22 protein-coding genes and 1 pseudogene are annotated in these 25,158 nt (G+C 34.7%); 13 read left to right on the plus strand and 10 right to left on the minus strand.

Annotated features, from left to right (window positions below):
* Window positions 1-145: 145 nt before the first annotated feature.
* A complete protein-coding gene (gene uxuA / locus A9G22_RS03465; protein WP_075508360.1) occupies window positions 146-1,327 on the minus strand; it encodes a mannonate dehydratase in 1,182 nt (393 codons plus the stop codon).
* Between the two features lie 510 nt (window positions 1,328-1,837).
* On the opposite strand from uxuA, the gene A9G22_RS03470 reads away from it, so the two are divergent.
* Genes A9G22_RS03470 through A9G22_RS03480 form a run of 3 tightly spaced genes read left to right on the plus strand, consistent with a single transcriptional unit; the run spans window position 1,838 to window position 6,063 of the window.
* Window positions 1,838-3,313 carry a mannitol dehydrogenase family protein gene (locus tag A9G22_RS03470; protein ID WP_442899735.1) on the plus strand — a complete coding sequence of 492 codons (1,476 nt, stop codon included), beginning with the start codon at window positions 1,838-1,840 and terminating at the stop codon, window positions 3,311-3,313.
* A 17-nt stretch (window positions 3,314-3,330) separates the two neighbouring features.
* On the plus strand, window positions 3,331-4,737 hold the full coding sequence (gene uxaC / locus A9G22_RS03475; protein ID WP_065587580.1) for a glucuronate isomerase: 1,407 nt from the start codon (window positions 3,331-3,333) through the stop codon (window positions 4,735-4,737).
* Window positions 4,738-4,782: 45 nt separating this feature from the next.
* Window positions 4,783-6,063: an MFS transporter gene (locus tag A9G22_RS03480; protein ID WP_075508361.1), complete on the plus strand. Its 1,281-nt coding sequence runs from the start codon at window positions 4,783-4,785 to the stop codon at window positions 6,061-6,063.
* A 159-nt stretch (window positions 6,064-6,222) separates the two neighbouring features.
* Here A9G22_RS03480 and A9G22_RS03485 read toward each other — a convergent pair whose 3' ends face one another.
* Window positions 6,223-6,984, minus strand: coding sequence for an FCD domain-containing protein (locus A9G22_RS03485; RefSeq protein ID WP_065587582.1), 762 nt, complete (start codon window positions 6,982-6,984; stop codon window positions 6,223-6,225).
* Between the two features lie 444 nt (window positions 6,985-7,428).
* Between A9G22_RS03485 and gntP the strand changes: the two genes are divergently transcribed.
* From gntP to rpmE, 6 genes are all read left to right on the plus strand, one after another.
* Complete coding sequence (gene gntP, locus A9G22_RS03490; protein ID WP_065587583.1) at window positions 7,429-8,772, plus strand: gluconate permease GntP; 1,344 nt, start codon at window positions 7,429-7,431, stop codon at window positions 8,770-8,772.
* Window positions 8,773-9,055: 283 nt separating this feature from the next.
* The gene (locus A9G22_RS03495) at window positions 9,056-9,517 is read left to right on the plus strand and encodes a DUF721 domain-containing protein (protein ID WP_065587584.1); all 462 of its coding nucleotides are present in this window, start codon (window positions 9,056-9,058) and stop codon (window positions 9,515-9,517) included.
* Between the two features lie 62 nt (window positions 9,518-9,579).
* Window positions 9,580-9,984 (plus strand): YhcB family protein, encoded by a 405-nt coding sequence (locus A9G22_RS03500; RefSeq protein ID WP_065587585.1) that lies wholly within the window; start codon window positions 9,580-9,582, stop codon window positions 9,982-9,984.
* An 81-nt stretch (window positions 9,985-10,065) separates the two neighbouring features.
* Complete coding sequence (locus A9G22_RS03505) at window positions 10,066-11,439, plus strand: Do family serine endopeptidase (protein ID WP_065587586.1); 1,374 nt, start codon at window positions 10,066-10,068, stop codon at window positions 11,437-11,439.
* A gap of 113 nt (window positions 11,440-11,552) precedes the next feature.
* Window positions 11,553-12,605 carry an outer membrane-stress sensor serine endopeptidase DegS gene (gene degS / locus A9G22_RS03510; protein WP_065587587.1) on the plus strand — a complete coding sequence of 351 codons (1,053 nt, stop codon included), beginning with the start codon at window positions 11,553-11,555 and terminating at the stop codon, window positions 12,603-12,605.
* 142 nt (window positions 12,606-12,747) lie between these two features.
* Window positions 12,748-12,963, plus strand: a complete 216-nt coding sequence (rpmE, locus tag A9G22_RS03515) for a 50S ribosomal protein L31 (RefSeq protein ID WP_065557564.1) — start codon at window positions 12,748-12,750, stop codon at window positions 12,961-12,963.
* 77 nt (window positions 12,964-13,040) lie between these two features.
* Here rpmE and metJ read toward each other — a convergent pair whose 3' ends face one another.
* A complete protein-coding gene (metJ, locus tag A9G22_RS03520) occupies window positions 13,041-13,352 on the minus strand; it encodes a met regulon transcriptional regulator MetJ (RefSeq protein ID WP_065587588.1) in 312 nt (103 codons plus the stop codon).
* A 177-nt stretch (window positions 13,353-13,529) separates the two neighbouring features.
* On the opposite strand from metJ, the gene metB reads away from it, so the two are divergent.
* Complete coding sequence (gene metB, locus A9G22_RS03525) at window positions 13,530-14,696, plus strand: cystathionine gamma-synthase (RefSeq protein ID WP_065587589.1); 1,167 nt, start codon at window positions 13,530-13,532, stop codon at window positions 14,694-14,696.
* A 72-nt stretch (window positions 14,697-14,768) separates the two neighbouring features.
* Here the strand turns inward: metB and citX are convergent, their stop codons facing one another.
* The 7 genes and pseudogenes from citX to A9G22_RS03560 form a co-directional block, all read right to left on the minus strand.
* Window positions 14,769-15,329 carry a citrate lyase holo-[acyl-carrier protein] synthase gene (gene citX, locus A9G22_RS03530; protein WP_176700218.1) on the minus strand — a complete coding sequence of 187 codons (561 nt, stop codon included), beginning with the start codon at window positions 15,327-15,329 and terminating at the stop codon, window positions 14,769-14,771.
* A gap of 76 nt (window positions 15,330-15,405) precedes the next feature.
* On the minus strand, window positions 15,406-16,935 hold the full coding sequence (citF, locus tag A9G22_RS03535; RefSeq protein ID WP_065587590.1) for a citrate lyase subunit alpha: 1,530 nt from the start codon (window positions 16,933-16,935) through the stop codon (window positions 15,406-15,408).
* A gap of 12 nt (window positions 16,936-16,947) precedes the next feature.
* Window positions 16,948-17,835, minus strand: a complete 888-nt coding sequence (gene citE / locus A9G22_RS03540; RefSeq protein WP_075508362.1) for a citrate (pro-3S)-lyase subunit beta — start codon at window positions 17,833-17,835, stop codon at window positions 16,948-16,950.
* Entirely contained in the window at window positions 17,832-18,122 is a 291-nt protein-coding gene (gene citD / locus A9G22_RS03545; protein ID WP_065587592.1) for a citrate lyase acyl carrier protein, read from the minus strand. The genes citE and citD overlap by 4 nt, the downstream gene beginning before the upstream one ends.
* Before the next feature lie 21 nt (window positions 18,123-18,143).
* On the minus strand, window positions 18,144-19,178 hold the full coding sequence (gene citC, locus A9G22_RS03550; protein ID WP_065587593.1) for a [citrate (pro-3S)-lyase] ligase: 1,035 nt from the start codon (window positions 19,176-19,178) through the stop codon (window positions 18,144-18,146).
* A 4-nt stretch (window positions 19,179-19,182) separates the two neighbouring features.
* A complete protein-coding gene (locus A9G22_RS03555) occupies window positions 19,183-20,028 on the minus strand; it encodes a fumarylacetoacetate hydrolase family protein (protein ID WP_065587594.1) in 846 nt (281 codons plus the stop codon).
* Between the two features lie 95 nt (window positions 20,029-20,123).
* Window positions 20,124-21,410, minus strand: a pseudogene (locus A9G22_RS03560) (2-hydroxycarboxylate transporter family protein); the annotation flags it as partial.
* Window positions 21,411-21,692: 282 nt separating this feature from the next.
* Here A9G22_RS03560 and A9G22_RS03565 point away from each other — a divergent pair.
* The 3 genes from A9G22_RS03565 (at window position 21,693) to A9G22_RS03575 (ending at window position 25,139) form a co-directional block, all read left to right on the plus strand.
* Entirely contained in the window at window positions 21,693-23,282 is a 1,590-nt protein-coding gene (locus A9G22_RS03565; RefSeq protein ID WP_065587595.1) for an ATP-binding protein, read from the plus strand.
* A 14-nt stretch (window positions 23,283-23,296) separates the two neighbouring features.
* Window positions 23,297-23,998, plus strand: a complete 702-nt coding sequence (locus tag A9G22_RS03570; protein WP_065587596.1) for a response regulator — start codon at window positions 23,297-23,299, stop codon at window positions 23,996-23,998.
* 169 nt (window positions 23,999-24,167) lie between these two features.
* On the plus strand, window positions 24,168-25,139 hold the full coding sequence (locus A9G22_RS03575) for a glutathione S-transferase family protein (protein ID WP_218058730.1): 972 nt from the start codon (window positions 24,168-24,170) through the stop codon (window positions 25,137-25,139).
* Window positions 25,140-25,158: the final 19 nt, after the last annotated feature.

The following is a 25,158-nucleotide window of genomic DNA, read 5'->3' on the forward strand; positions in this document are numbered from 1 at the left end:
AATATTAAGTAAATTGATTGCAATCGAACAAAGGATTATTCATCTGTGAATTTATAATATTTTTATGTAAAAATGCCCTTAAAAGGGCATGGAGATTGTTAGGATTAGTGGCTGTAATAATTATAATTTATTGAACTGATTTCAACTAATTAAAAAAAGCGCGAAGGATTGCATATTCAATACCTCGAATTTCAGCTAAACCTCGCAAGCGACCTATAGCTGAGTAACCCGGATTGGTTTTTTTCTTCAAATCATCTAGCATTTGATGTCCGTGATCTGGGCGAACAGGAATAGGGCGTTTGATTCCGGTCTTTTTACGCCGTTGTTCTTCGGTAATCAGTGCTTTCATTACAGCATACATGTCAACATCACCAGCTAAATGGTCGCCTTCATGAAAAGATAGCGGATTTTCTTCTCGAACGGTTGCTCGTAAGTGGATAAAATGAACACGATCAGCAAATTTTTCTGCCATTGTAGTCAAATCATTGTCATGACGAACACCATAAGAGCCTGTACAAAAACAAAAACCATTATGAATACTGTCAACGGTATCTTTAATCCATTGCATATCTTCGACAGTTGAAACTATACGTGGTAGACCTAAAATTGGTCTAGGAGGATCATCGGGATGTACCGTTAATAACACACCAACTTTTTCAGCAACAGGTACAATAGCTTTTAAAAAATAGGCATAATTTTCACGTAATTTTGCTTTATCAATACCATCATAGGTTGCAAGATGTGTCCTAAATTGATCAAGAGAATAACCTTCTTCAGCACCCGGTAAACCAGCAATAATATTTGCAATAAGTTTGTTTTTCTCTGCTTGCGTCATTTTTTCAAAGTAAGCTTTCGCTAAAGCTATATCTCCTATTGAGTAATCTTTTTCTGCATTAGGCCTTTGTAATATATAGATATCAAATGCTGCAAAAGCGGTTTGGTCAAAACGCAATGCTTTTGAGCCATCAGGTAACTCGTAGGCAAGATCAGTACGAGTCCAATCTAAAACTGGCATAAAATTGTAACAAACAGTATCAATGCCACAAGCCGCTAAATTACGAATTGATTGTTGGTAATTGGCGATATGTTGCAGAACGTTTCCAGTGTGGGTTTTGATTTCTTCATGAACAGGAATACTTTCTACTACAGACCATGTTAATCCTTTTTCTTCAATAATATTTTTTCGTTTTTGAATTTCTTCAAGGCTCCAAACTTCTCCATTGGGAATATGGTGTAAAGCTGTAACAATTCCAGTTGCTCCTGCTTGCTTTATATCATCTAATGATACTGGATCATTGGGCCCAAACCAACGCATCGTTTGTTCCATAAACATCTCCCTAACGATTTCATGTATTTGTTTTTCTAAAATAAAAAAGACCTATAAACAATGCTGATTATTTATTGCCTATTGATTAATAATGTTAACTGGGATTAAGTCAAATAGGTAACCATCAAAATTTGGATTTTTACTATTAGAAATTATCATTAATGCTTGTAAAATTTTTCTTGATTATCAAGTCATTTTGAATAACTCGATTTAATTTCCAATTATTTGATAAAGACCATTAAACTCGCCTTTTATTTAATAAATACTATGAATCATAGCATTTCACAGAATATTTAATGTTAGTGTTTTGTGGTTTAAATTATACATTTAAATTGGAATACCAATATTAATGTCAGAATATTAGCATTGTCAATATTAAATAGAAATAAACCAATTTTAGTGATATTGATCACAATTAAATCAAAATAATAGTGAAAATTTATTTTTTAAATGGAAATATATCTAACCAATAGATAAATATATCATTAAACTTTAAATTTGAATGGTGATATAAGTATGCTAAAAATTTCAGCTTTACCTCAATTTATAAAAAACCGCCCAACATATGATAGGAAAGAGATAGTTTCTAGAATTGTCCATTTAGGATTTGGTGCTTTTCATCGCGCTCATCAAGCTTTGTTTATAGACCGATTATTAAATACAGGGAAAAGTGATTGGGCTATTTGTGAGGTAAATATTGTTGGTGGTGAACGGTTAATTGAAGATCTTCGTAAGCAAGATCATCTCTATACTGTTTTAGAAAAAGGTGCGCAATCGGAAGAAGCTTTTGTTATTGGGAGTGTTAAAGAATCACTATTAGTACCGATTGATGGTATGGAAGCTATTTTAGAAAAGATGGCCAGTCCTGTAATTGAAATAGTTTCACTCACTATCACTGAAAAAGGTTATTGTATGTTACCGGGCGGAGTCGGATTGGATCTTAATAATACTTTAATTCAATCCGATCTTGTTAATCCAGTGCAACCAGTGTCAGCACCAGGTGTTATTGTGGAAGCACTTTATCGAAGGATGCAACGAGGCCTGAAATCTTTTACCGCTTTGTCGTGCGATAATATTCCCAAAAATGGTGTAGTTTTAAAAAAAGCAATTTTAGATTTAGCCAAAGCGCGCGATCCTCAACTAGCTCAATGGATTGAATGTAACACAACTTTTCCGTGCACAATGGTCGATCGGATTGTACCTGCTGCGACAGCAGAAACTTTAATAGAAATTGAGAGGGTATTAGGAGGGATGGTTGATCCCTGTGGTATTGCTTGTGAGCCATTTATCCAGTGGATCATTGAAGATGATTTTGTAACAAATCGACCAAATTGGAACGAAGTCGGTGCAGAATTTGTTAAAGATGTTGTACCTTACGAAGAAATGAAGCTGCGTATGTTAAACGGAAGCCATTCGTTTTTAGCATATTTAGGCTATCTAGCCGGTTATCAGCATATCAATGACTGTATGAATGATGCAAGCTATAAAAAAGCCACTTATCAATTAATGATAGCACAACAAGCTCCCACTCTTCATGTTCCATCACATGTTAACTTACTAGAATATGCAAACAAGCTTATTGAACGATTTAGTAATCCATCATTAAAACATCAAACATGGCAAATTGCGATGGATGGAACTCAAAAACTTCCACAAAGATTGCTTGATTCAATTCGCTGGCATATAAAAAACAACTCTGATTTTTCATTGCTTGCACTCGGTGTTGCAGGGTGGATGCGTTATGTCAGTGGTATTGATGATAACCACCAGCCAATAGACGTGCGAGACCCAATGTCTCAGCAGTTACAAACACTCGTTGAAGCTAGCGCAGATGGAATAGAACGAGTCAATTGTTTATTAAAACTCGAGATTATTTTTGGTGCTGATTTGCCGAACAATTCTCAATTTAGAGAGCAAGTCACAACACACTATCTTACGTTAATGCAAAAAGGGGCAAAACAAACGATCCAAGAACTAATAATCTAAAATTAGGATGAAAAAGAATGAAAACATTTTTAGATGACAATTTTTTATTGCAAAGTGAAGCGGCTCAAAGGCTCTATTTTGATTATGCAGAAGGACAGCCAATATATGATTATCATTGCCATTTACCACCTAAAGATATAGCTGAAGATAAAAATTTTCGTAATTTGGCCGAAATTTGGCTAGCAGGTGATCATTATAAATGGCGAGTACTGCGTACAGCTGGTGTTGATGAAAAGTTTATTACTGGCGATGCGTCTGATTATGACAAATATCTCATTTGGGCTAAAGTTGTGCCATTAACACTTGGTAATCCAATTTATCATTGGACACATTTAGAGTTGCGTCGCCCATTTGGAATCAAAAACACGCTTTTTAATGAACAAACAGCGGATAAGATTTGGCATCAGGTTAATGAACAGTTGGCTACCCCAGAATTTTCAACTCGTGGAATCTTAACTCAAATGAAAGTCAATACGGTGGGAACAACTGATGACCCAATTGATTCATTGGAATATCATAAAAAAATCAGCTTAGATACGACTTTTAAAACAAAAGTAACGCCAAGTTGGCGACCCGACAAAGTATTTAAAATTGAATTACCAAATTTTGCTGATTATATCTTGCAATTAGGTAATATTACCGATATTGAAATTAATTCCTTTGAAAAATTACTCTCTGCATTAACTAAAAGGCTAGATTATTTTGAACTTCATGGCTGTGAAGCATCGGATCATGGTATAGAAATATTAAGGTATGCTGATATTCCAACCGAAAGAAAGCTTAACGAAATACTCATTAACCGTTTAAATAATCATGAAATTTCTGAATTAGAAATCGCCCAATTTAGTACAGCAATTCTTATTTGGCTTGGACAGCAATATCACAAACGTAATTGGGTTATGCAGTTACATTTGGGCGCTTTACGCAATAATAATCAACGGATGTTCAAAATTTTGGGGCCTGATGCTGGTTTTGACTCAATTGGTGATAGGCCTATTGCTGAACCACTATCTGCGTTTCTGAGTATTTTAGATCTGACAGGCCAATTACCTAAAACGATTCTATATTGTTTAAATCCTCGTGATAATGAAGTGTTAGCAACTATGGCAGGCAATTTTCAAGGCTCTGGTATTGCTGGCAAAATCCAATTTGGTTCAGGTTGGTGGTTCAATGACCAAAAAGATGGTATGGAGCGCCAACTAATGCAGCTTTCACAAATGGGATTGTTAAGTCAATTTGTCGGAATGTTAACAGACTCGCGTAGTTTCTTATCGTTTACGAGGCATGAATATTTTAGGCGCATCCTCTGCAATATGGTTGGTCATTGGATGGAAAATGGTGAAATTCCAGCTGATTTTAATCTGGTAGGGACAATGATTAGTGATATTTGTTTTAACAATGCCAATCGTTATTTTCCTAAGTAATAACAAAACTAGTTAACTTTCAATATGATTATAAAAGGAAAAATGATGAAAACAATAAAACATTTTCGATGGTATATGATATTGCTTGTTTGTGTTATCACAATTGTCAATTACCTTGATAGAACTGCATTAGGCATAGCTGCGCCGACAATTTTGGATGCGACAGGTATATCGAAAGAACAATATTCGTGGGTAGTAAGCACATTTCAATTAGCTTATACCATTGGTCAACCAATTATAGGTTTCTTTATTGATACCATCGGGTTAAGACTTGGGTTTGCTATTTGCGCTATTATTTGGGGACTAGCTACTATGGGACATGCTTTAACTGGCACATGGCAAGGATTAGCTTTTATGCGTGGAATCATGGGTTTTAGTGAAGCTTCAGCGATACCAGTTGGCATCAAAACAGCTTCAATCTGGTTCCCTGCAAAAGAGAGGGGGATTGCTGCTGGTATATTTAATATGGGAACTTCTTTTGGTGCTATGTTGGCTCCTCCTTTAATTGCTTGGTGTATTTTATTCCAAGGTTGGCAATTTGCGTTTGTTGTTTCTGGCTCTCTGGCTCTAATTGCCGCTATAATTTGGTTTATTTTTTATCGTGACCCTAATGATGCCAAAAAACTAACTGCTGAGGAAAGAGAATATATAGAAGCAGGGAAAGAGGATCATTTAGAAATAAATAACAAAGAAAAAGTTTCTTTTATGTCAATTATTACTCAACGTAACTTTTGGGGTATTGGTATTGCACGTTTTCTTGCAGATCCAGCATGGGGAACCATCAACTTTTGGGTGCCTATCTTTTTTGTAGAAACCCTGCATTTTAGTTTAAAAGAAATTGCGATGTTTGTTTGGCTACCTTTTTTAATGGCTGATTTGGGGTGTTTAGCTAGTGGTTTTGTTGCTAAATTTTTTAATGATAGAGGTTTTTCTTTAATCAATTCAAGACTTATCACATTTACCATTGGTGCTATTCTTATGATGACTATTGGATTTGTAAGTATTGTTGAGGATCCTTATCTTGCTGTATTTTTAATTAGTCTTGGCGGGTTTTCTCATCAGTTACTCTCAACTGTCGCTTCAACACTTGGTGGTGATTTATTTAAGAAAAATCAGGTCGCAACAGTGGTCGGTATGGCTGGAGCATGTGCATGGTCAGGTCAGTTAAGTTTTAATTTATTTATTGGAGCATTTGTGGGTCTTATCGGTTTTGGTCCATTTTTTATTGCGTTAGCATTTTTTGATGTAATAGGCGCAATTATTTTATGGATTTTTATTAGAGAAAATAAAACTCAGCCCACCAACTTTCAATTAGAGACAAATTAGCTATCTGCCCCCTGTATTTTTAAACTGACAAAAACAATGCTTGAACTGCATTTGTCAGTTTTTTTATCAATTTGCTGCTTTATTTTTTACTAACAATTTCTATGGTGAGATTTAATTAACTTGTTTAAAGAGGAAATTTACAAACAATGTTGATATTTGCTACGGGTTAACAATGGTAACCGGAATAGAATCAAATAAATAACCATCAAAGTTAGGATCTTCACTATCTGAAACAGTCATTAATGTTTGTTTAACATTTTCTAGATGTTGCCACATAGCTTGTCGTGCGCCTTTTGCATCTTTTACTTGCAGAGCTTGTAATATTTTTTCGTGATCATCAAGCCATTTTTTTCGGTAACTATTATCGGTAATACGATTATGAAGTTGATTCCACATTTTGCTAGCATGGCGTTTTTGCCACAAGTCTTTTAGTAAATCTTCTAATACGGCATTTTTGGTAGCCTTTGCTATCGTAATATGAAACATTTCATCTGCACTATAGTCATCAAGTACACCCTTTTCTAATATCTGCCGTTCTTGTTCTAAGATAGACCTGAGTTTTATTATATCTGCTTTCACTATCTGAGAGGCGGCAAATGCTGCAATATTACTCTCAATTAATTGCCTTGCTTGTAAGAGTTCAAAAGGTCCAAAATCATTTTCTTCTATTTGCTTATCCTGCTCAGATAACGATGCATTTGGTAAACCAATTACATAAACACCCGATCCTTTTTTTACTGTAACTAAATTTTCAAGTTCTAGCATTATTAATGCTTCACGTACTATTGTACGACTTACGCTAAATGTTTCTGCAATATCTCTTTCAGGTGGTAATCGATCGCCAATTTTATAAGTACCATTTTTTAACAAAAACTTTAGTTCGTTACCAATTTCTTGATAAAGACGACTAGATGATTGCATTTGATTGTCCTTTATTTAATAAACACTATTAATTAATAAGATAAATTATACGCTAGTTATCTCGTTTAGTAGAATATTTAATGTCCCAGCCTCGATAATTACACAATCAAATTGGCATGCCTATTTGAGTATCACAATAGGAATATTTCCTATGAAATAAAAATAAACCATTTTTGGTGATTATGATCACAATTTTATCAAAATAATAGTGAAAATTTATTTTATCAATGGAAATATGTTGAGCCAATAAATGAATATTGTCATAAAACTTTAAAAATGAATGGTGATATAAGTCTGCTACAAATTCACAGGTTAAAGAACCGATAACTAAATATTATCAATCATGCACGACATTGATGATAAGCAAACTGTTAATAATTATTTTTTACCAAATTAATGCTTACCCAATAACAAAAAATATAAATAAAATAGGAGCTATGATTCATGGAATTTTTAAATATTCTTTGGGTTATCCTTGGAATAGGATTAATGTTACTTTTAAACATTCGCTTTAGAATAAATTCAATGATTGCATTATTAGCAGCGGCGATATTTGTTGGTTTGATGGCTAAAATGGATTTATTGAGTATCCTTAAAACGATTAAATCAGGATTTGGTGGTACGCTTGGTGAACTTGCTATTATTGTCGTATTTGGCGCAGTGATTGGTAAATTAATGGCTGATTCTGGCGCTGCTCATCAAATTGCTCAAACCTTGTTAAAAAGGCTAGGAATCAAATATGTAAAATTAGCAATTATTATTATGGGGCTTATATTTGGTCTTGCGATGTTTTATGAAGCAGCATTTATAATATTGGCTCCATTAGTCATTGCATTAGCCAAAGAGGCTAGGATTCCATTTTTGAAATTAGCGATACCTGGAATTGCGGCGGCAACAACAGCTCACTCGTTGTTGCCGCCACAGCCGGGGCCTGTTGCGCTTGTTAATGCTTATGGTGCTGACATGGGAATGGTTTATATTTATGGATTAATCATCGCAATTCCTTCAGTAATCGGTGCAGGGATAATTCTTCCAAAATTTCTCAGTAATTTAGATAGACCCACACCTCAATTTTTGCAATCTGAAACACCTGTTGATGAAAATAATCTTCCTTCATTTTTTACATCAATCACCGTTCCTTTGATTCCTGCTTATATTATGATTGTAACGACGATTGCAAATATCGGATTAGATAAAGAAACAACCGTTTACTCTGTTCTCAATTTTATTGGTTCATCCCAAATTGCCATGTTTATTGCGATGATTGCTGCATTTATATTATTTGGGAAAAAACTTAATCATTCAATGGAATGGATTATGCATTCTTTTGATAATGCGGTAAAAGGCATTGCCATGGTAGTATTAATTATTGGCGCAGGAGGTGCACTAAAACAGATTATCATTGATACTGGAATTGGTGATGTTATTGGTCAATTAATGTCAACAAGGGGAATATCGCCTTATATCATGGCATGGTTAATTACTGTATTAATTCGTTTAGCTACAGGACAAGGCGTTGTCTCAGCGATGACAGCTGCGGGAATTATTGGGGCCGCAGTTATTGATCGCACTACTGGATTTGTGAATGGCGTGAATCCAGCCTTACTTGTGCTGGCAACTGCTGCAGGTTCTAATACGTTGACTCATATCAATGATGCTTCTTTCTGGTTATTTAAAGGTTACTTTGATTTATCGATCAAAGATACTTTAAAAACATGGGGTTTATTAGAACTAGTCAATTCAATTGTTGGTTTAATTACTGTGCTCATTATAAGTATCATTGCTTAATAATACTGTTTTTCAAAAAGATTAACTGTTATATGTTGAAGTTAATCTTTTTTATTATTTCTGATGAAATTTCAATTCATAATCAGTTATATATTTTTATCTATTTTCTTTAACTGAAGTTTTGAACATCATTATAGTAAAGAAATTTTTATCAAACTGTAAATAAAGTTTTTCAATAAGACTTTTGACGATAAATAGAGTAAATTATTGAGCTAATACTTTTTTTAGTTTTTAGAAGAAAACTTATTTTGTTATTGATTGAGAAAGTAGAGGAAGTCAAAGTATGCGTTTTAATGAGCCACAAGTATTGACGTCAATAATGACACAAGCCTCTTGTTTTTCTAAGATTCAAGAAAGAACTAATGCATTAAGAACATTGGCTAAAGTCGTTAATGACTTATTGCCATCCCCATTGCATCAACAGTGCCGAGTGGCTAATTATCGTGAAGGAGTATTGATTTTAGAGGTAAGTACAGCTGGTTGGTTAACGAGATTGAAATATGAACAAAGCAATTTAATATCTGAGATACGAAAAAATATTTTACCGTCTCTATCTTCTATTCAATATCAGATTAATCCAGATATTTCGGTAAAGTTGGCACAGAGCCATTTTCAGACTACCAAATCATTTTTAGACTCAAGTGTGATGACACCAAAAAGTGCAATGTTTTTATATGCATTAGCAGAAAATGCACCAGACAAGTTAAAAAAACAATTGATAAAACTTGCTAACCATGCAAAATAAGTGCTGATAATTAGGCTTTAATTTTATAAAATTATATATTTTAAAGATATAAGGAGTGAATTATGGATAAAGATATGTATGTTTATCTTATAATTGGGTTAGTAATTGGTTTTATTATTGGTTTTATTTTTGTGAGCGTTATTAGCCCTAAGGCGCGTAAATATGCCAAAGTTAAACAAGAGCTAGATCAAACAAAAGATGAATTAAGAGTACAAAAGCAAATGATTGCTAAGCATTTTTCGCACAGTGCAGAAATATTGGATAGTATGGCTAAGGATTTTCGTCGTCTTTATCAACATATGGCTGAAAATTCTAGCCAATTTATGGATAGTGATAATGTGCAATCTTTGGATTTTGATTCTAGTTCTGATTCAAATGAAAAAAAAGAAGTTACACTTGATAAGCAGCCTAGAGATTATTCTGATAATTCTTCTGGTTTATTTAAAACGGATGAAAATAAATCTTAAATATTATAGTTTTATTTGCCGTTACTTAATGGCAAATCATTTTTATAGAGATTAAATTTTTGTAAAAGCGAGAGTTATAAGATGATTAATTCATTAAAACACCAAAAAAAGTTGCTAAGTATTTTGACTTTAAGTTTAGGTGTAAGTTTATTTGCACTGCCGAATGCGTATGCTTCTTTTCCTTCTATCCCAACTGATAATAATGTACAGCAACCAAGTTTGGCTCCTATGTTAGAAACAGTGTTACCTTCAGTTGTAAGTATCAAAGTTGAAGGTATTGCTCAAATGCAAAATAATATGCCAGAAGAATTTAGACGATTTTTTGGTTACCCAGATAGTCAATCAAGATCGTTTACGGGTCTAGGATCTGGTGTGATTATTGATGCCGAAAAAGGCTATGTTGTGACGAATAATCATGTTATTGATAATGCCGATAAAATTACAGTTGCTCTAAATGATGGGCATGAATTTAAAGCAAAACTAATTGGTAAGGATCCACAAAGTGATATTGCATTGCTTAAGATCGATGATGCAAAAAAATTAACAGCAATTAAATTGGCCGATTCTGATAATTTGCGTGTTGGTGATTATGCTGTTGCCATTGGTAACCCATTTGGCATTGGTCAAACCGTTACTTCAGGGATTATATCAGCTTTAGCTCGCAGTGGGCTTAATATGAATGGTTTCGAAAATTTCATTCAAACAGATGCTTCAATTAACCAAGGAAACTCTGGCGGGGCACTTGTCAATTTAAAAGGTGAGCTTGTTGGTATTAATACTGCGATTATAGCACCAAGCGGTGGGAATGTTGGGATTGGCTTTGCAATTCCTAGTAATATGGTGAAAAGTTTAACTTCACAGCTTATTGAATTTGGTGAGGTAAAACGTGGTGTGCTGGGTATCAAAGGTAATGAATTAACATCTGATATAGCAAAAGCATTTGATGTTGATGTTCAAAAAGGTGCTTTTGTTAGTGAGGTTATTGAAAATTCAGCCGCGCAGGCTGCAGGAATTAAATCTGGCGATATTATTATTTCGATGGATGGTAAACCAGTTGATAGTTTTGCTGAATTAAGAGCAAAAATTGCGACAACTGGAGCTGGGCGAACTGTACTATTGGGCTTAATTCGAGATGGTAAAGAAATGTCAGTTGAGGTCAAACTAAAAAATAGTGATGAGGCAACAACCGAAGCAAAATCACTACATACTGCTCTTGATGGTGCAACACTTAGCAATGGTGAAATAAAAGGACAAAAAGGTGTTTTAATAGAAAATATTGCTAAACATTCACCAGCGTCACGACTCAGCTTACAAGAAGGAGATCTGATTACTGGCGTTAATAAAGAACGAGTAACTAATATTGCAGATCTTCGAAAAATTATTGATAGCAGTCCGTCTGTAATTGCATTGAATATAGTTCGGGGTCATACTCGTTTATATCTAATTTTACGATAATTATTTGATCTTTATATCGTCGATGCTTTGCCATCGACGAAAACTCTAATTTTAACCTTCATACAAATGTGTTAGAATTCTTACTATCCTTCTTTATTGCAATCCTGAAACTAATGCTCAAAAAAATTCTATGGCCAATATTAATTGGAACGGTTTTAGCTATTGTCTTATTGATTATTTTTCCCTCTTTACAAAAGGGAAATCAATCAAATTTTCCAAGATCAATTTTTAGTGATGATCCATTAAGTTATTCTAGTGCTGTTAAAGTCGCTGCTCCTGCCGTGGTTAATATTTATAGCCGCTCAATTAATTCTGTTTCCCAAGGATCACAAGATAGCCCGATTACTCCGCTTGGTTCAGGAGTGATTATGAGTGAGCAGGGGTATATTGTTACTAATTATCACGTTGTTGAAGATGCAGAACAAATTATTGTTGCGCTACAAGATGGACGAATTTTTGAGGCTTTATCTGTAGGTTCAGATAAACTTGTTGATATCGCTGTATTAAAAATAGAAGCTTCTAATATTCCAGCTATACTTATTAATCCTCAGCGTGAGCCCAAGATTGGTGATGTTGTCTTAGCCATAGGCAATCCTTACAATATTGGGCAAACCATTACTCAAGGTATTATTAGTGCAACAGGACGTGATGGGCTAAGCCCTTATAGAAGACAAAATTTTATCCAAACAGATGCCTCGATAAACCACGGTAATTCTGGTGGCGCACTAGTTAATACCAAAGGTGAATTAATGGGAATTAATACTCTTACTTTTGCAAAAAATTTGGGTAATGATGTTCCGGAAGGGATTGGGTTTGCGATTCCGGCTTCTTTAGCTGTTAAAATTATGAATAAATTGATTCAAGATGGAAAAATTATTCGAGGGTATATAGGTATTGATGGATTAGAATTTGCACCAACTCAAGAGCCAAGTGATATGCCAGTGGTGTTAGGTATTTTAGTTACTAATGCTGAAGGACCTTCATTGCAAGCCGGTATACAAGCGAACGATATCTTAATTATGGTGGATAATAAACCAGTTAAATCAATTGTTGAAACCATGGATCAAATAGCTGAGTTGAAACCGGGTACGACTGTCCCCATTATTGTTTTGCGAAATGGGGAAAGAATTGAACTACAAGTGACAATAGGCCAGTTATCCGTTTAACTAGTGTCTTTTATTACTTGATTAACCCAAACATTGGTCGTATAATTTGCAGCTTATCTTGTTTTTTAACATTCGTATGGTGTATAGATTTTGCTATTATAGCCATTTATATAGCGATACGAACAAATTTTAGAGGCTTATTATGAAAGAAGGTATCCACCCAGAATACACCGCAATTACAGCAACTTGCTCTTGTGGTAACGTTATTAAAACGCATTCTACTATTGGTCATGATATTCATCTTGATGTATGTGGTGAATGTCATCCGTTCTATACTGGTAAACAACGTGATGTTGCAACTGGTGGACGTGTAGATAAGTTCAAACAACGTTTTGCTATGGTTGGCGGTAAAAAATAATTTTCCAAAAAACCGTATCTGAAAAGGCGCATAATGCGCCTTTTTGCTTTTTGAAAATTAATATTTTTAGTTAATAATCAATCGAATTCTGGGGTGATGCCTAAATCTTGCATCATTTTTTGAGCTTGTTTGGGAATACCGTCTTCACGGTCTCTTTGTAAATCATCATCACAAGGTAAAGGTTGACCAGTATAAGCATGAAGAAAAGCTTCACATAATAATTCACTATTTGTTGCGTGACGTAAATTATTAACTTGTCTGCGAGTACGCTCATCAGTTAATATTTTTAATACTTTTAACGGAATTGATACTGTAATTTTTTTTACTTGCTCACTTTTTTTACCATGTTCAGCATAAGGGCTTATATATTCGCCATTCCATTCCATCATATTTTCACCAAATTACATCACAAATAATGTGGGCAATTCTAACGTTTTTTTTATCTTTCTGCAATCTACACATCAAGATAGTTAGACATCTAGACATGTTGACGTCTATATTTAGTGTGCTATTCTTATACAATCTAATCTTGAAATAAGCAAAGTATTATTTAGAGGAGTGTTATTATGGCTAGTCAATCAAACAATCTAAGCCAAGGAACTATTGCTGTTCGCGGTGGGCTCAATACTGATGATCAATATGGCAGTGTCGTACCTGTTATCACACCATCTACTTGTTATCGTTATGAAGAATTTGCTAAACCCAGAGAATTTGATTATGCGCGAAAAGCAAATCCAAGTCGGCGATTGGTGGAAGAAACAGTTGCAAAATTAGAAGGTGGTGCCGATGCTATTTTAACTAACTGTGGCATGTCAGCAATTCACCTTATTAGTGTTGCCTTATTAGCACCAAATGACTTAGTTGTTGCTCCTCATGATTGTTATGGCGGTAGCTATCGGCTTTTTAATAGTTTAAGTCAGAAAGGTTATTTTAAAGTAAAATTTGTTGATCAGTCTGACTTGGTCGCATTGCAAGAAGCATTAAGCTTACATCCCAAGTTAGTCTTGATTGAGACACCAAGTAATCCATTACTGCGTGTTGTTGATATAAAAAAAATTGCGCAACAAGCGCATGATGTAGGTGCTTTGGTTTTAGTCGATAATACGTTTATGACGCCTATTTTACAAAAACCATTGGAGCTTGGCGCTGATATTGTTACCCACTCTTGTACTAAATTTTTAAACGGACATTCGGATTTATTAGCTGGGATTTTAGTTTTTAAGGACCAACAACTTGCTACAGATGTTTTATGGTGGGCCAATAATATTGGTACGCTGACTTCATCATTTGATAGTTATCTTTTATTACGTGGATTACGAACCCTTGCTGCGCGTGTAAATTTGCAACAAGACAATGCGCAAAAAGTGGTAGGGTTTCTTGCTAATCATCCAAAAATAGCTAAAGTATTTCATCCCTCTTTACCAACTAATCTTGGACATGATATTGCTAAAAAACAGCAGAAAGGCTTTGGTTCGTTACTCAGTTTTGAATTAGTTGGCGAGGCCGATGTCATGCCGAAATTTTTAAAAGCGCTTAATATTTTTACATTGGCTCAATCACTTGGTGGAGTGGAAAGTCTTGTATGTCATCCAGCAACAATGACTCATTCAGGTATTAGTGCCGAAGCACGAAAAACGGCTGGGATTTCAGATCAATTATTGCGTATTTCGGTGGGATTGGAAGATATTACTGATTTACAGGCTGATTTACAGCAAGCACTTGAAAAAGTATAACTGATTTTTCAGATTATAATTAGGATTGATGCTATATCATATATATAGACATGCTATTCCATCAATCCGTTATTAGCAATGATTATTATCACTTTTATTTTTCTGAAATTTTTCTATCTTGTTTTCAATCGCTGTAAAAATTTCATCAATTGAATGACGTTTTGCTCTACCGCAAAGTTTTGCCGTTTTATGACAGACTAAGCATTGTCTTGGTTGGTTGTCGAATTGTGATCGTGACAGGCTTTTTTGTGTAACAATGTCAATAACATCAATATCCCACAAACGCCCTAAAGGGTGATTATTTTCAATATCAATACAGTATTTTTTAAGGACATTAGCTGAACATTTTATTGCTATAATAGCTTCTGAACCGGTGATATAGTGATAATGATCTTCATTGATTATTGCGATGTCATTTTGTAAAAAACAGTGATGTAATGTTTTGATTGCCTCGTCAAAAAGATAACGAGCACCGCTACTATTTTTTATAGCACCTGGAATAACTAGGCTTAAGGATATGATGGGATGTTTATAACATATCATTGCCTGTTTTTGGTTTTCCACTCGCTTTTCCTTGGCTAATAGCATTTGCTCAAGGTTAATTGGAGTGCCATCATCAAATTTAATTAGCATTTTTCCATTGGATAAAAACAGTAATAGCATAACACTTTTACATGTCAGGCTATTACTTTATTAATTAAAACTAAAATTAATCTTTAACTTCACGCACGACATCAATAACTGAACCGTCGCGGAAATGGACAATACCAACAATTTTATCTTTAAACTCGATTGGTTTTGGCTCACCAGTTAAAGATACAGCACGTTGATAAAGCTCTTCAATGCTCATAATTGGTAAATTAGCTGCTTTTAAACGTTCAGCAATTTCTGGACGATTAGGATTAACCGCAATACCATGGTCAGTTACTAGCACATCAACGCTTTCACCAGGAGTGACTAATGTTGTTACCTTTTTAATTACCGTTGGAATACGGCTACGAATAAGTGGCGCAACAACGATTGTTAAGTTGGCACCAGCAGCAGTATCACAGTGACCGCCAGATGCACCACGCATAACGCCGTCAGAACCCGTTAATACATTAACATTGTAATCAAGGTCAATTTCTAAAGCACTTAAAATAACAATATCAAGTTCATCAACGCTCGCACCTTTTGATGCCGGGTTCGCATAAACGTTGGTTGATACTTCAATATGATCTTTATTTTTACCCAAAGATTGTCCAGCTGTGCCATCAAAGCTTTGAGTGTCTAATAAACGTTTAACTAAACCTTTTTCATGAAGATCAACAATACTTGCGGTAATACCACCTAATGCAAATGATGCAGTAATATTTTTCGCACGCATACGATTTTCAAGGAAACGCGTTGCCGCAGTTGACGATGCACCCGAACCAGTTTGAATTGAAAAACCATCTTTGAAATAGCCTGAATGTTCAATAACGTCAGCTGCATAACGCGCGATCATCAGTTCGCGTGGATTGCTAGTGATACGCGCTGCACCTACACTAATTTTAGTTGGATCACCCACCTCATCAACTTTAACAATATAGTCAACTTGATCTTGGCGAATACTTGCCGGATGGTTAGGATATCCAACGATATCTTCAGTTAGTAGTACCACTTTTTTAGCAAATTGTGCATCGACCATAGCATAACCAAGTGCACCACATTGTGATTTACCCGATACCCCATTGGCGTTACCTTGTTCATCAGCTGTTGATACGGCTAAAAATGCGATATCAATGTTAATTTCACCACTTTGGATAAGTTTTACTCGACCACCATGAGAATGGATATGAACAGGGTTTTCCATTAAGCCGTGAGAAATCGCATCGGCTAACTTACCTCGTAGACCAGAGGTATAAATTTTAGTAATGACACCTGATTCGATATGAGGTATTAAAGCCGAGTTACAACTTAATAATGAACTTGAAGCTAACGTTAAGTTTTTAATGCCTAACTTACTGATCGTTTCAACAACTTTATTGATAACCTTATCACCTTCACGGAATGCGTGGTGAAAAGAGATAGTCATACCATCACGTAATTCACATTTTTTTATTGCCTGTTCAATAGAATCACACAATTTACGCGTGTATTTAGACTCATCTTTTAAATAAGGTGTTGTTGCGTTAGCATCAACAAAAGGCGTAATATTCTTGAGATCAGGGTGCTGTTTAAGCAAATCATCAATTTTTTTGTTTATAGAAGTAGTCATTTTTCAATCCTATCAAATTTCTTTACGTACACCGGAATATTTAGCCAACTCGATAACTTTTCTAGCACGAGCAATAATCGGTGCATCAATCATTTTGCCGTTTAAGGAAATAACGCCAAGGCCTTTTCTTTCACCTTCTTCTGCTGCTTCAACCACTTTTTGAGCATGCTCAACTTCAGCTGCGGTTGGAGCATAAGCATTATGTAATAGTTCAATTTGTCTTGGATTGATCAGTGATTTACCGTTATATCCGAGTTTTTTGATTAGGCTAACTTCTTTTAAGAAACCTTCATCATCATTAACATTTGAATACACCACATCAAAGGCATCAATGCCAGCTACACGTGCTGCATGTAATACTGCGCAGCGAGCATAAAATAACTCAGTACCATCGCCACGCTCAGTTTGCATATCAACAAGATAGTCAAATGCAGCTAGTGCAATACCAATTAAACGTGGGGAAGATTTAGCAATAGAAACGGCATTAACAACCCCTTGAGCGGATTCAATCGCGGCCATTAATTTAGTGCTGCCCACTTCACGCCCACACTCTTTTTCAATTCTTTCAACGTGTGCTTCTAACTCATGAATATCTTCAGCGCAGTTAGTCATCGGTAAACGTACTACGTCAACACCAGCCCTTACTACTGCATCAAGGTCTTTTAAACCAAATGGAGTGTCAAGTGCATTGATTCGAACCACCGTTTCAATTCCGTGCTCTTTATAAACAGGAAGAAGCAATGTTTGTGCCACTAATAAACGTGCTGAATCCTTTTCTTTAATTGAAACAGCATCTTCAAGATCAAACATGATCGAATCAGGTTTATAAACAAACGAAGTTGATAACATTGCGGCGTTTGCACCTGGAAGAAATAGCATACTTCGACGTAATTTTTTCATAGTAATTTACTCCAATCTAAGTTTTCTTCTTCTGCGCCACGTAATACTGCACATTGAACTCTGGCTTTAATAGCACAATCAAGTGCACCTTTATCATCAATAATAATTAAACCGTCGGTTACATTAAGCTCATTTAAAGTTTGCTCAACAACTGCACGGATTTGATCGCCAAATTGTTTATTAACATCACTATTAATGACAACTTCAATTCCGGTGTTTGGCATGACTTTGACTAACAAATCGCTAGATTCAAGAGTCCCTGCCATGGCTTCTTTTTGTATTTTCATTTTTTTACCTTTTAAAACGTATTAAATTTTAAATTTATCCAAATTAGCTGAAAGGTAATCCCATGTAGTAGATGGAACCAGCTTTTTTACCTCTTCATATTGCCCAGATGCCAATAATTTTCGTACTAATGAGGCCGATACAATAGTATCACCTTCAGTTATTCGTGGAACTTCAACAACAGTAATAGCTGAATGATCACTGACAGTTTTATTTTCAAGCCAATAAGACATCGCTTCATTATAAGCCTTAGTGACTTCATCACAAGGTTCAGTACCAACAAATCGATAGGTAATATTAAGGGTTGGCGCGATATAATTTCGGAATATAAGCAAATCGATACCCATATAGGCTCGATCAATTTTTGCCTTATCTTTTAGAAAATAAGTTGGGAATGTTGCTCTTGAAATAATATAAGGTGAACTTGCATGCACAGTAACATTTTTTATCTGTTTAGTACCATCTTCAACTAACTTTAAACGTGTATCAAATGAAAATTGCGATGCATTTTCATTCACGACAAAAACATGTAACCAATCACATTGACTTGCAGCATATTGGATAAGATATTGATGACCTTTAGTGAAAGGATTAGCATTCATAACAATGCTACCTATTTTATTCCCCTCTTTTTGCTGTGTGCTTAGTTGTTTACAATATAGCCTTATTCCAACTGGATTGTTTTCCATTAGGACAACAAGATCGGTTATTTCAACAATAGGATAAAAGCCACATCCTTTAAAAAAATCTATATTTTCAGGCTTTGTATATAAAAAAAGGTGAAAATAGCCACTTTCGTTAGCATATTTTATGGTGTGATCCATTAAAGTTAGATTTAGCTGATTACCTCGATAATTGGGATCAATGGCAACACATTTGATAATATTGTGATCGATTCCTGCACAAGCAATAATTTTTGCGTTAACTTTTGCTACCATAAAAACAGTAACTTGTGAGTCAAGGTCAAGATTAGCTTGAGATAGCAACTGTTTAACTTCTCGATAATCTTGTTCTTTTTTAGAAATATCAATAACGGTATAATCAACCAAATCGTACATAATTTTACCTTTCTTCAGCTACTACATAATTGATTAAACGACCAATTCCTGTAATTTCGACCTCTATTGTATCACCATCTTTCATAAAGACTGGTGGATTACGTTTTTTACCAACCCCACCTGGTGATCCTGTAAGAATAACATCTCCTGGGGATAAATGCGTAAAAGTACTAATATAAGAAATTAATTCAGGTACAGTATGCACAAGATTTTTGACTGAATCATGTTGCATTTGTTCGCCATTTAAATAAGTGGTTAAAGATAATACTTTTGGATCAGGAATTTCATCGCTCGTTGTAATACATGGACCGAACGCCCCTGTGCTTGGCCAGTTTTTTCCTGCGGTAAACCACGTGTATTGCCAGTCACGTATTGAACCATCCATATAACAGCTATAACCAGCTACATATGATAACGCATCTTCTTGCTTAATACGAAAACCAGCTTTACCAATAATAATAGCTAATTCGCCTTCATAATCCAACTCATTAGTAATGGCTGGTTTAATAATGTTGGTTTTATGACCAGTTTGTGAGTCAGGAAAACGAACAAAAAGCGTCGGTGCTGAGCTAGTTTCATTAAATTCTGCTCGTTTTTCGGCATAGTTCATGCCAACGCATAAAATTTTGTTTGGATTTGGAATGACGGGTAAATAAGTAATGTCTTGTTCATCAATGTCACTTGGGGCATCAAGATACGTTTTGGCAACAGATAGCCCTTCTTTGTCGGCAAGTAGTGCTTTTAAATCGGCGTATTTATTACCTAATTTTTGCTTTAATTCAACAATACCGTTATGAGTGAGAAGACCAAAACTTGCTCTACCAGAGACAAGATAACTGACAAGCTTCATGAAAACTCCTTAAAAGCTGTTTTATGTTAATTGGAAATATAAAATAAAAAGAACAACCTTAGTATAAACTAAGGTTGTTCATTAATATGTTAAATCTATACTAAGAAATTGCCGAGAATGAGTAATGATATTGACACATTAATTGCACCACCAATACGAGTTGCAATTTGTGCAAATGGCATAAGTTCCATCCGTTCTGCGGCAGTTAAGATTGCCACGTCGCCTGTTCCACCTTGACCACTTTGACAACAAGAAATAACAGCAGCATCAACAGGGTACATACCAAGTTTTTTAGCAACAAAGAAACCAGTAGTAACTAAGCTAACTACTGTACAAACAATAACAATTAGGTTTGTGATTGTGAATGCATCTACAATTTTTTCCCAAGGCGTGATTGCAACACCTACCGCAAATAAAATTGGGTAAGTAACAGAAGTTTGGAAAAATTTATAAACTACTTGTGAACCACTTAATACTTTAGGTGAAACACCAGATACTAATTTAACAAAAACTGCTGCAAATAGCATTCCTACTGGCGCTGGAATTCCGGTTAATTTGTGACCAATCATGCCGACCATATAAAGAATAGCTGCTAATAATACACCTGAAGCAAATGTAGTTACATCAATAATCGATTCAGTTTTAGCTGCTTTTTTATCAGCAACTTCATCATCTGCAGGTAATAGTCGACCATTACCAGTTAAGTGCGGATAAGCTTTACCGATACGATTAAGGATACCACCACAAATAATACCAGTTAAACCGCCTAACATTACGATTGGTAACACACGACCAAGCGCATCACCTTGCTCCATACCTAAAATTGAAGCGTATCCGATTGAAAGTGGAATTGCACCTTCACCAACACCACCGGCCATAATAGGTAATACTAAGAAGAAGAATGTTTCAAATGGTGTTAAACCAAGTAAATAACCAACGCCTACACCAACAAGCATACCAACGATTTCACCACATACCATTGGGCCGAAGATTTTTAAGAATCCTTGGATAAGTGTTTTCTTATCCATATTCATAATACTACCCACGATGATACAGCATATATATAAATAAAGAATATGCGTATCTTTATAGAATTTGGTCGTTGCTTCAACAACTGGTTTAGGTAAAATACCATAATAAACAAGTGCAGATGGAATAAAAGTTGCACAAATTGCGGCAGCGCCCATTTTACCCACGATTGGTAAGCGTTTACCAATTTCACCACATAGGAAACCAAAGAAAGCACAAGTTACTACCATCACAACGATTTCGCTAGGTAATTTACCTGTTACCAACACTTCAGTAAAGATAAGGATACCGGCAATAATAAATAATGGAAGTGGGATTACACCAATTTTATAATTGTCCATAAGGCGCCACCAATTATATGGCCAGCCATATAGCTTCTCTTCAATAGGATTACCTGTTGATTCTTTTCCATTAATATTTTTTTCAGATGAGTTAAAATTCACCATTTAATTTTTTCTCCAAAATAACTTAATTTTATTCAAATTTAATGGAGTGTATCTTTACAAAAATTTAATAAAATTTTTGTGATATACATCATAAATTAACTATGGTTTTTATGGTTTTAAAGGCTATATGTTTTTTTATGCTGTGTTACACTTATTTCACTTTAATTTAAAAGCAAATGTAAAATAAAAATGCGAAGAAAAATCCAATTATCGTTTACAACAAAACTTTTTTTATCTCTTTTGTTTTTTTCTTTGATTGTCTTTGCGTTATTACAAAGCTATATTTGGAACACGACAGAAACAAATTTGTATCGAAGCTTGGGCGAAAAAGCACAGATTCAAGCAAAAGAGTTATCTGTTTTACCAAGTTTAATTGAATATGTCAACGATAAAGACACTAATAAAATAGCCAATTTAATCATAGGAATATTTGAACAAAGCGATGCGAGCTATATTGTTATTGGCGATGCTAATGCCAACCGTCTATTTCATACCGCTAATAGTCCTTTACACTCCCCCATGGTTGGTGGCGATAATCAAGAGGTTCTCAACGGTAATAGTAGCATATCCATTAGTGAGGGTTCTCTTGGGTTAGCATTAAGGGGTAAAGCACCGATTGTCGAACATGGTAAAATTATAGGGATTGTCTCGGTTGGTTATATGATTGATGATATTTATGCATTGCATATACAGCAATTTATACCTTTTATCTTTTTTTGTTCATTATTGTTCTTAGCTTTATTTATCTTTTCATACTGTTTTTCAAAAGCAATTAAGAAACAGATGTTTAATTTAGAACCTAAAGCAATTGCACTACTAGTCAAAAGTCAAAAGTCAATCATGGAATCGATTTTTGAAGGAGTTATTGCAATTGATCTTAATTATAAAATTATCAATATTAATCAATCTGCCCGCACAATGTTAGATATTAAGATAAGTGACGATGATTTGCTTGAACATGATTTGAGTGAGTTTATTAAATCAAGTGACTTTATTTATAAAAATGAAAACCAAACCAAAGATATGCATGATCATATTTGTTATTTCAATAACATTATTGTCATTGCAAGCAAAGTTCCGGTGATCATTGATGATAAAATTCAAGGCTGGGTAATTACGTTTCGTAACTTTGATGATATTAATATATTAAGTATGCAATTAACACAAGTAACTCAATATATTGATAATTTACGCGCATTAAGGCATGAGCATCTTAATTGGTTGGCAACGTTATCGGGTTTAATTTATATGAAACGGTATGAAGAAGCTCAGTCTTTTATCGCATTGCATTCTGCTGATAATCAAAGTAATTTAGACTTTATTACCGCACATTTTAAGATACCAGCTGTATGTGGTTTATTAATTGGTAAATATTCAAAAGCACACGAATTTGGTTTAAATCTACTATTTGATCCTGCATGTCAATTAAGTGCATTACCTTCACTCATATCCGAAATAGAATTTATGTCAATTTTAGGTAATTTGCTTGATAACGCTTTTAATGCCAGTTTGAAAAATGATCTTGGTGATAAAACAATTTATTTATATCTTAGTGATGCAACAGATGAAATTGTACTTGAAATCAGTGACCAAGGTTGTGGTATCGATGAAAATATTCGTGATTCAATTTTTGAACCTGGCGTCACATCTCAAGAGGGTAAAGAACATGGCATTGGTTTACACCTTGTTTCAACCTATATAAAAAAATCCAATGGTTATATTACATTTGAAGATAATACCCCCTATGGAACCATTTTTTCTGTATTCATACCTAAATAATAGAAAGGCATTATATGAAAGAATTTCATGAAGATCACATTAAAGTACTTATTGTTGAAGATGAGCCCATTTTAGCAGAACTCAATGCCGAGTTTATTCAAAAAGACACAAAGGTCAAAGTGATTGGTATCGCGTCGAATTTATCCGAAGCTAAAAAAATGGTAGAAAAACTAAAACCAACCTTAATATTACTCGATAACTATTTGCCTGATGGTAAAGGAATAGAGTTATTTGAATATATCATCAACAATCATTTAGATTGCTATGTTATTTTTATTACCGCTGCAAGTGATATGGATACGTGTAGTAAAGCAATTCGTTTAGGCTCGTTTGATTATTTGATTAAACCTGTCTCTTATCAACGATTAAAGCATTCGCTTGAGCGTTTTGAACTCTTTTTATATCGACAAAGTTTACAAAAACACGTTAATCAGCGAAAAATTGATGAGCTTTTCAATTTGCAAACTAAAGACTTTGTTAATATGAACCGACACTCAAAAGGCATTGAGGAAATCACATTACAAAAAGTGAAAGACATTTTTATGCAGAGTGATAAAGCTCTCACCGTTGACGAAATAGTAGAGAAAGCCAATATTAGCAAAACAACTGCTAGGCGATATTTAGAATATTGTGTCCAAATCAAATTATTAACAGTCGAACTTAATCACGGAAAAATTGGGCGTCCAGAAAGATTATATAGACGTTTAGGAAAATAAATATTTAAGTTAAGATAATTTTCATATAGTGACTTATCTTCTATATAATTGATAATTATATAAATATGCTTATTTGTTATTTTAACTGCCAAATATTTGATGCTAGATTGAACTAACCTAGTTGTCAGATAGTTAAATTTTGCAGTACCAAATGATAAGGAGTAAGCGTATGTCTTTGGCTATAGGAAAGATCGTTACTAATGAAAATAATGAGATTGGTAAAGATGGCGCATTTATCCGCCAAACTAACCGATTTGATACACCATTTGGTGATAAACCCGGACAGTTACCCATTGAAGCGAGTCGTTATCGTTTAATTTGGGCAGCTATTTGCCCTTGGGCACACCGCTCAATGATAGCTATTAAATTATTGGGGTTAGACGATGTAATTAGTATCGGTAAAGTAAGTCCGATTAGAACTTCTCATGGTTGGGAATTTTCGCTTGATGTTGGCGGTGTTGATCCTGTACTGGGTATTCGTTATCTACCTGAAATCTATGCTTCAACAGATCCTGAATATGATGGCAGGGCGACAGTGCCAACCGTTGTCGATGTAAAAACAGGCAAAGTAGTCAATAACGATTATTTTAATCTGACTTATTATTGGGAAACTGCATTTAAACCTTTCCATAAAACGGACGCACCTGACCTTTATCCTGAACAATTACGAGCGGATATTGATGCGCTAAACGATGTAATATTCCATGAAGTCAATAATGGGGTATATAAAGCGGGTTTTGCACGTTCGCAAAAAGCATATGAAGATGCTTATCATCTTGTTTTTAATCGATTAGATAAGCTAGAACAGCGTTTGAGTCAATCACGTTATCTGTTTGGTGATAAAATAACTGATTCTGATATTCGCCTCTATGTGACATTGGCTCGATTTGATGTTGCCTACTATGGTGCATTTAAAACTAATCGTAACCGAATTATCGACTATCCCAACTTATGGGCTTATGCTCGAGATCTTTATCAAATGCCTGCTTTTGGGGAAACAACTGATTTTGAAGCAATAAAAAAAGGCTATTTTTTGGGCGATAATGCGCATAATCCTTATGATATTTTACCCTTAGGTCCAGATGTGAGTCATTGGCATACACCACATAACCGAGATAAACAGTTTAGTTCAAGTCACTAATTTAGTTAATGGGATAATG

It is taken from the genome of Gilliamella sp. App2-1, assembly GCF_001690255.1.
Lineage (GTDB): Bacteria > Pseudomonadota > Gammaproteobacteria > Enterobacterales > Orbaceae > Gilliamella > Gilliamella apicola_G.

Coding starts and splice junctions, on each gene's coding strand:
- uxuA (WP_075508360.1), bottom strand. CDS start 1,327: ATGGAACAAACGATGCGTTGGTTTGGGCCCAATGATCCAGTATCATTA.
- uxaC (WP_065587580.1), top strand. CDS start 3,331: ATGAAAACATTTTTAGATGACAATTTTTTATTGCAAAGTGAAGCGGCT.
- A9G22_RS03480 (WP_075508361.1), top strand. CDS start 4,783: ATGAAAACAATAAAACATTTTCGATGGTATATGATATTGCTTGTTTGT.
- A9G22_RS03485 (WP_065587582.1), bottom strand. CDS start 6,984: ATGCAATCATCTAGTCGTCTTTATCAAGAAATTGGTAACGAACTAAAG.
- gntP (WP_065587583.1), top strand. CDS start 7,429: ATGGAATTTTTAAATATTCTTTGGGTTATCCTTGGAATAGGATTAATG.
- A9G22_RS03495 (WP_065587584.1), top strand. CDS start 9,056: ATGCGTTTTAATGAGCCACAAGTATTGACGTCAATAATGACACAAGCC.
- A9G22_RS03500 (WP_065587585.1), top strand. CDS start 9,580: ATGGATAAAGATATGTATGTTTATCTTATAATTGGGTTAGTAATTGGT.
- A9G22_RS03505 (WP_065587586.1), top strand. CDS start 10,066: ATGATTAATTCATTAAAACACCAAAAAAAGTTGCTAAGTATTTTGACT.
- degS (WP_065587587.1), top strand. CDS start 11,553: ATGCTCAAAAAAATTCTATGGCCAATATTAATTGGAACGGTTTTAGCT.
- rpmE (WP_065557564.1), top strand. CDS start 12,748: ATGAAAGAAGGTATCCACCCAGAATACACCGCAATTACAGCAACTTGC.
- metJ (WP_065587588.1), bottom strand. CDS start 13,352: ATGATGGAATGGAATGGCGAATATATAAGCCCTTATGCTGAACATGGT.
- metB (WP_065587589.1), top strand. CDS start 13,530: ATGGCTAGTCAATCAAACAATCTAAGCCAAGGAACTATTGCTGTTCGC.
- citX (WP_176700218.1), bottom strand. CDS start 15,329: ATGCTAATTAAATTTGATGATGGCACTCCAATTAACCTTGAGCAAATG.
- citF (WP_065587590.1), bottom strand. CDS start 16,935: ATGACTACTTCTATAAACAAAAAAATTGATGATTTGCTTAAACAGCAC.
- citE (WP_075508362.1), bottom strand. CDS start 17,835: ATGAAAAAATTACGTCGAAGTATGCTATTTCTTCCAGGTGCAAACGCC.
- citD (WP_065587592.1), bottom strand. CDS start 18,122: ATGAAAATACAAAAAGAAGCCATGGCAGGGACTCTTGAATCTAGCGAT.
- citC (WP_065587593.1), bottom strand. CDS start 19,178: ATGTACGATTTGGTTGATTATACCGTTATTGATATTTCTAAAAAAGAA.
- A9G22_RS03555 (WP_065587594.1), bottom strand. CDS start 20,028: ATGAAGCTTGTCAGTTATCTTGTCTCTGGTAGAGCAAGTTTTGGTCTT.
- A9G22_RS03565 (WP_065587595.1), top strand. CDS start 21,693: ATGCGAAGAAAAATCCAATTATCGTTTACAACAAAACTTTTTTTATCT.
- A9G22_RS03570 (WP_065587596.1), top strand. CDS start 23,297: ATGAAAGAATTTCATGAAGATCACATTAAAGTACTTATTGTTGAAGAT.
- A9G22_RS03575 (WP_218058730.1), top strand. CDS start 24,168: ATGTCTTTGGCTATAGGAAAGATCGTTACTAATGAAAATAATGAGATT.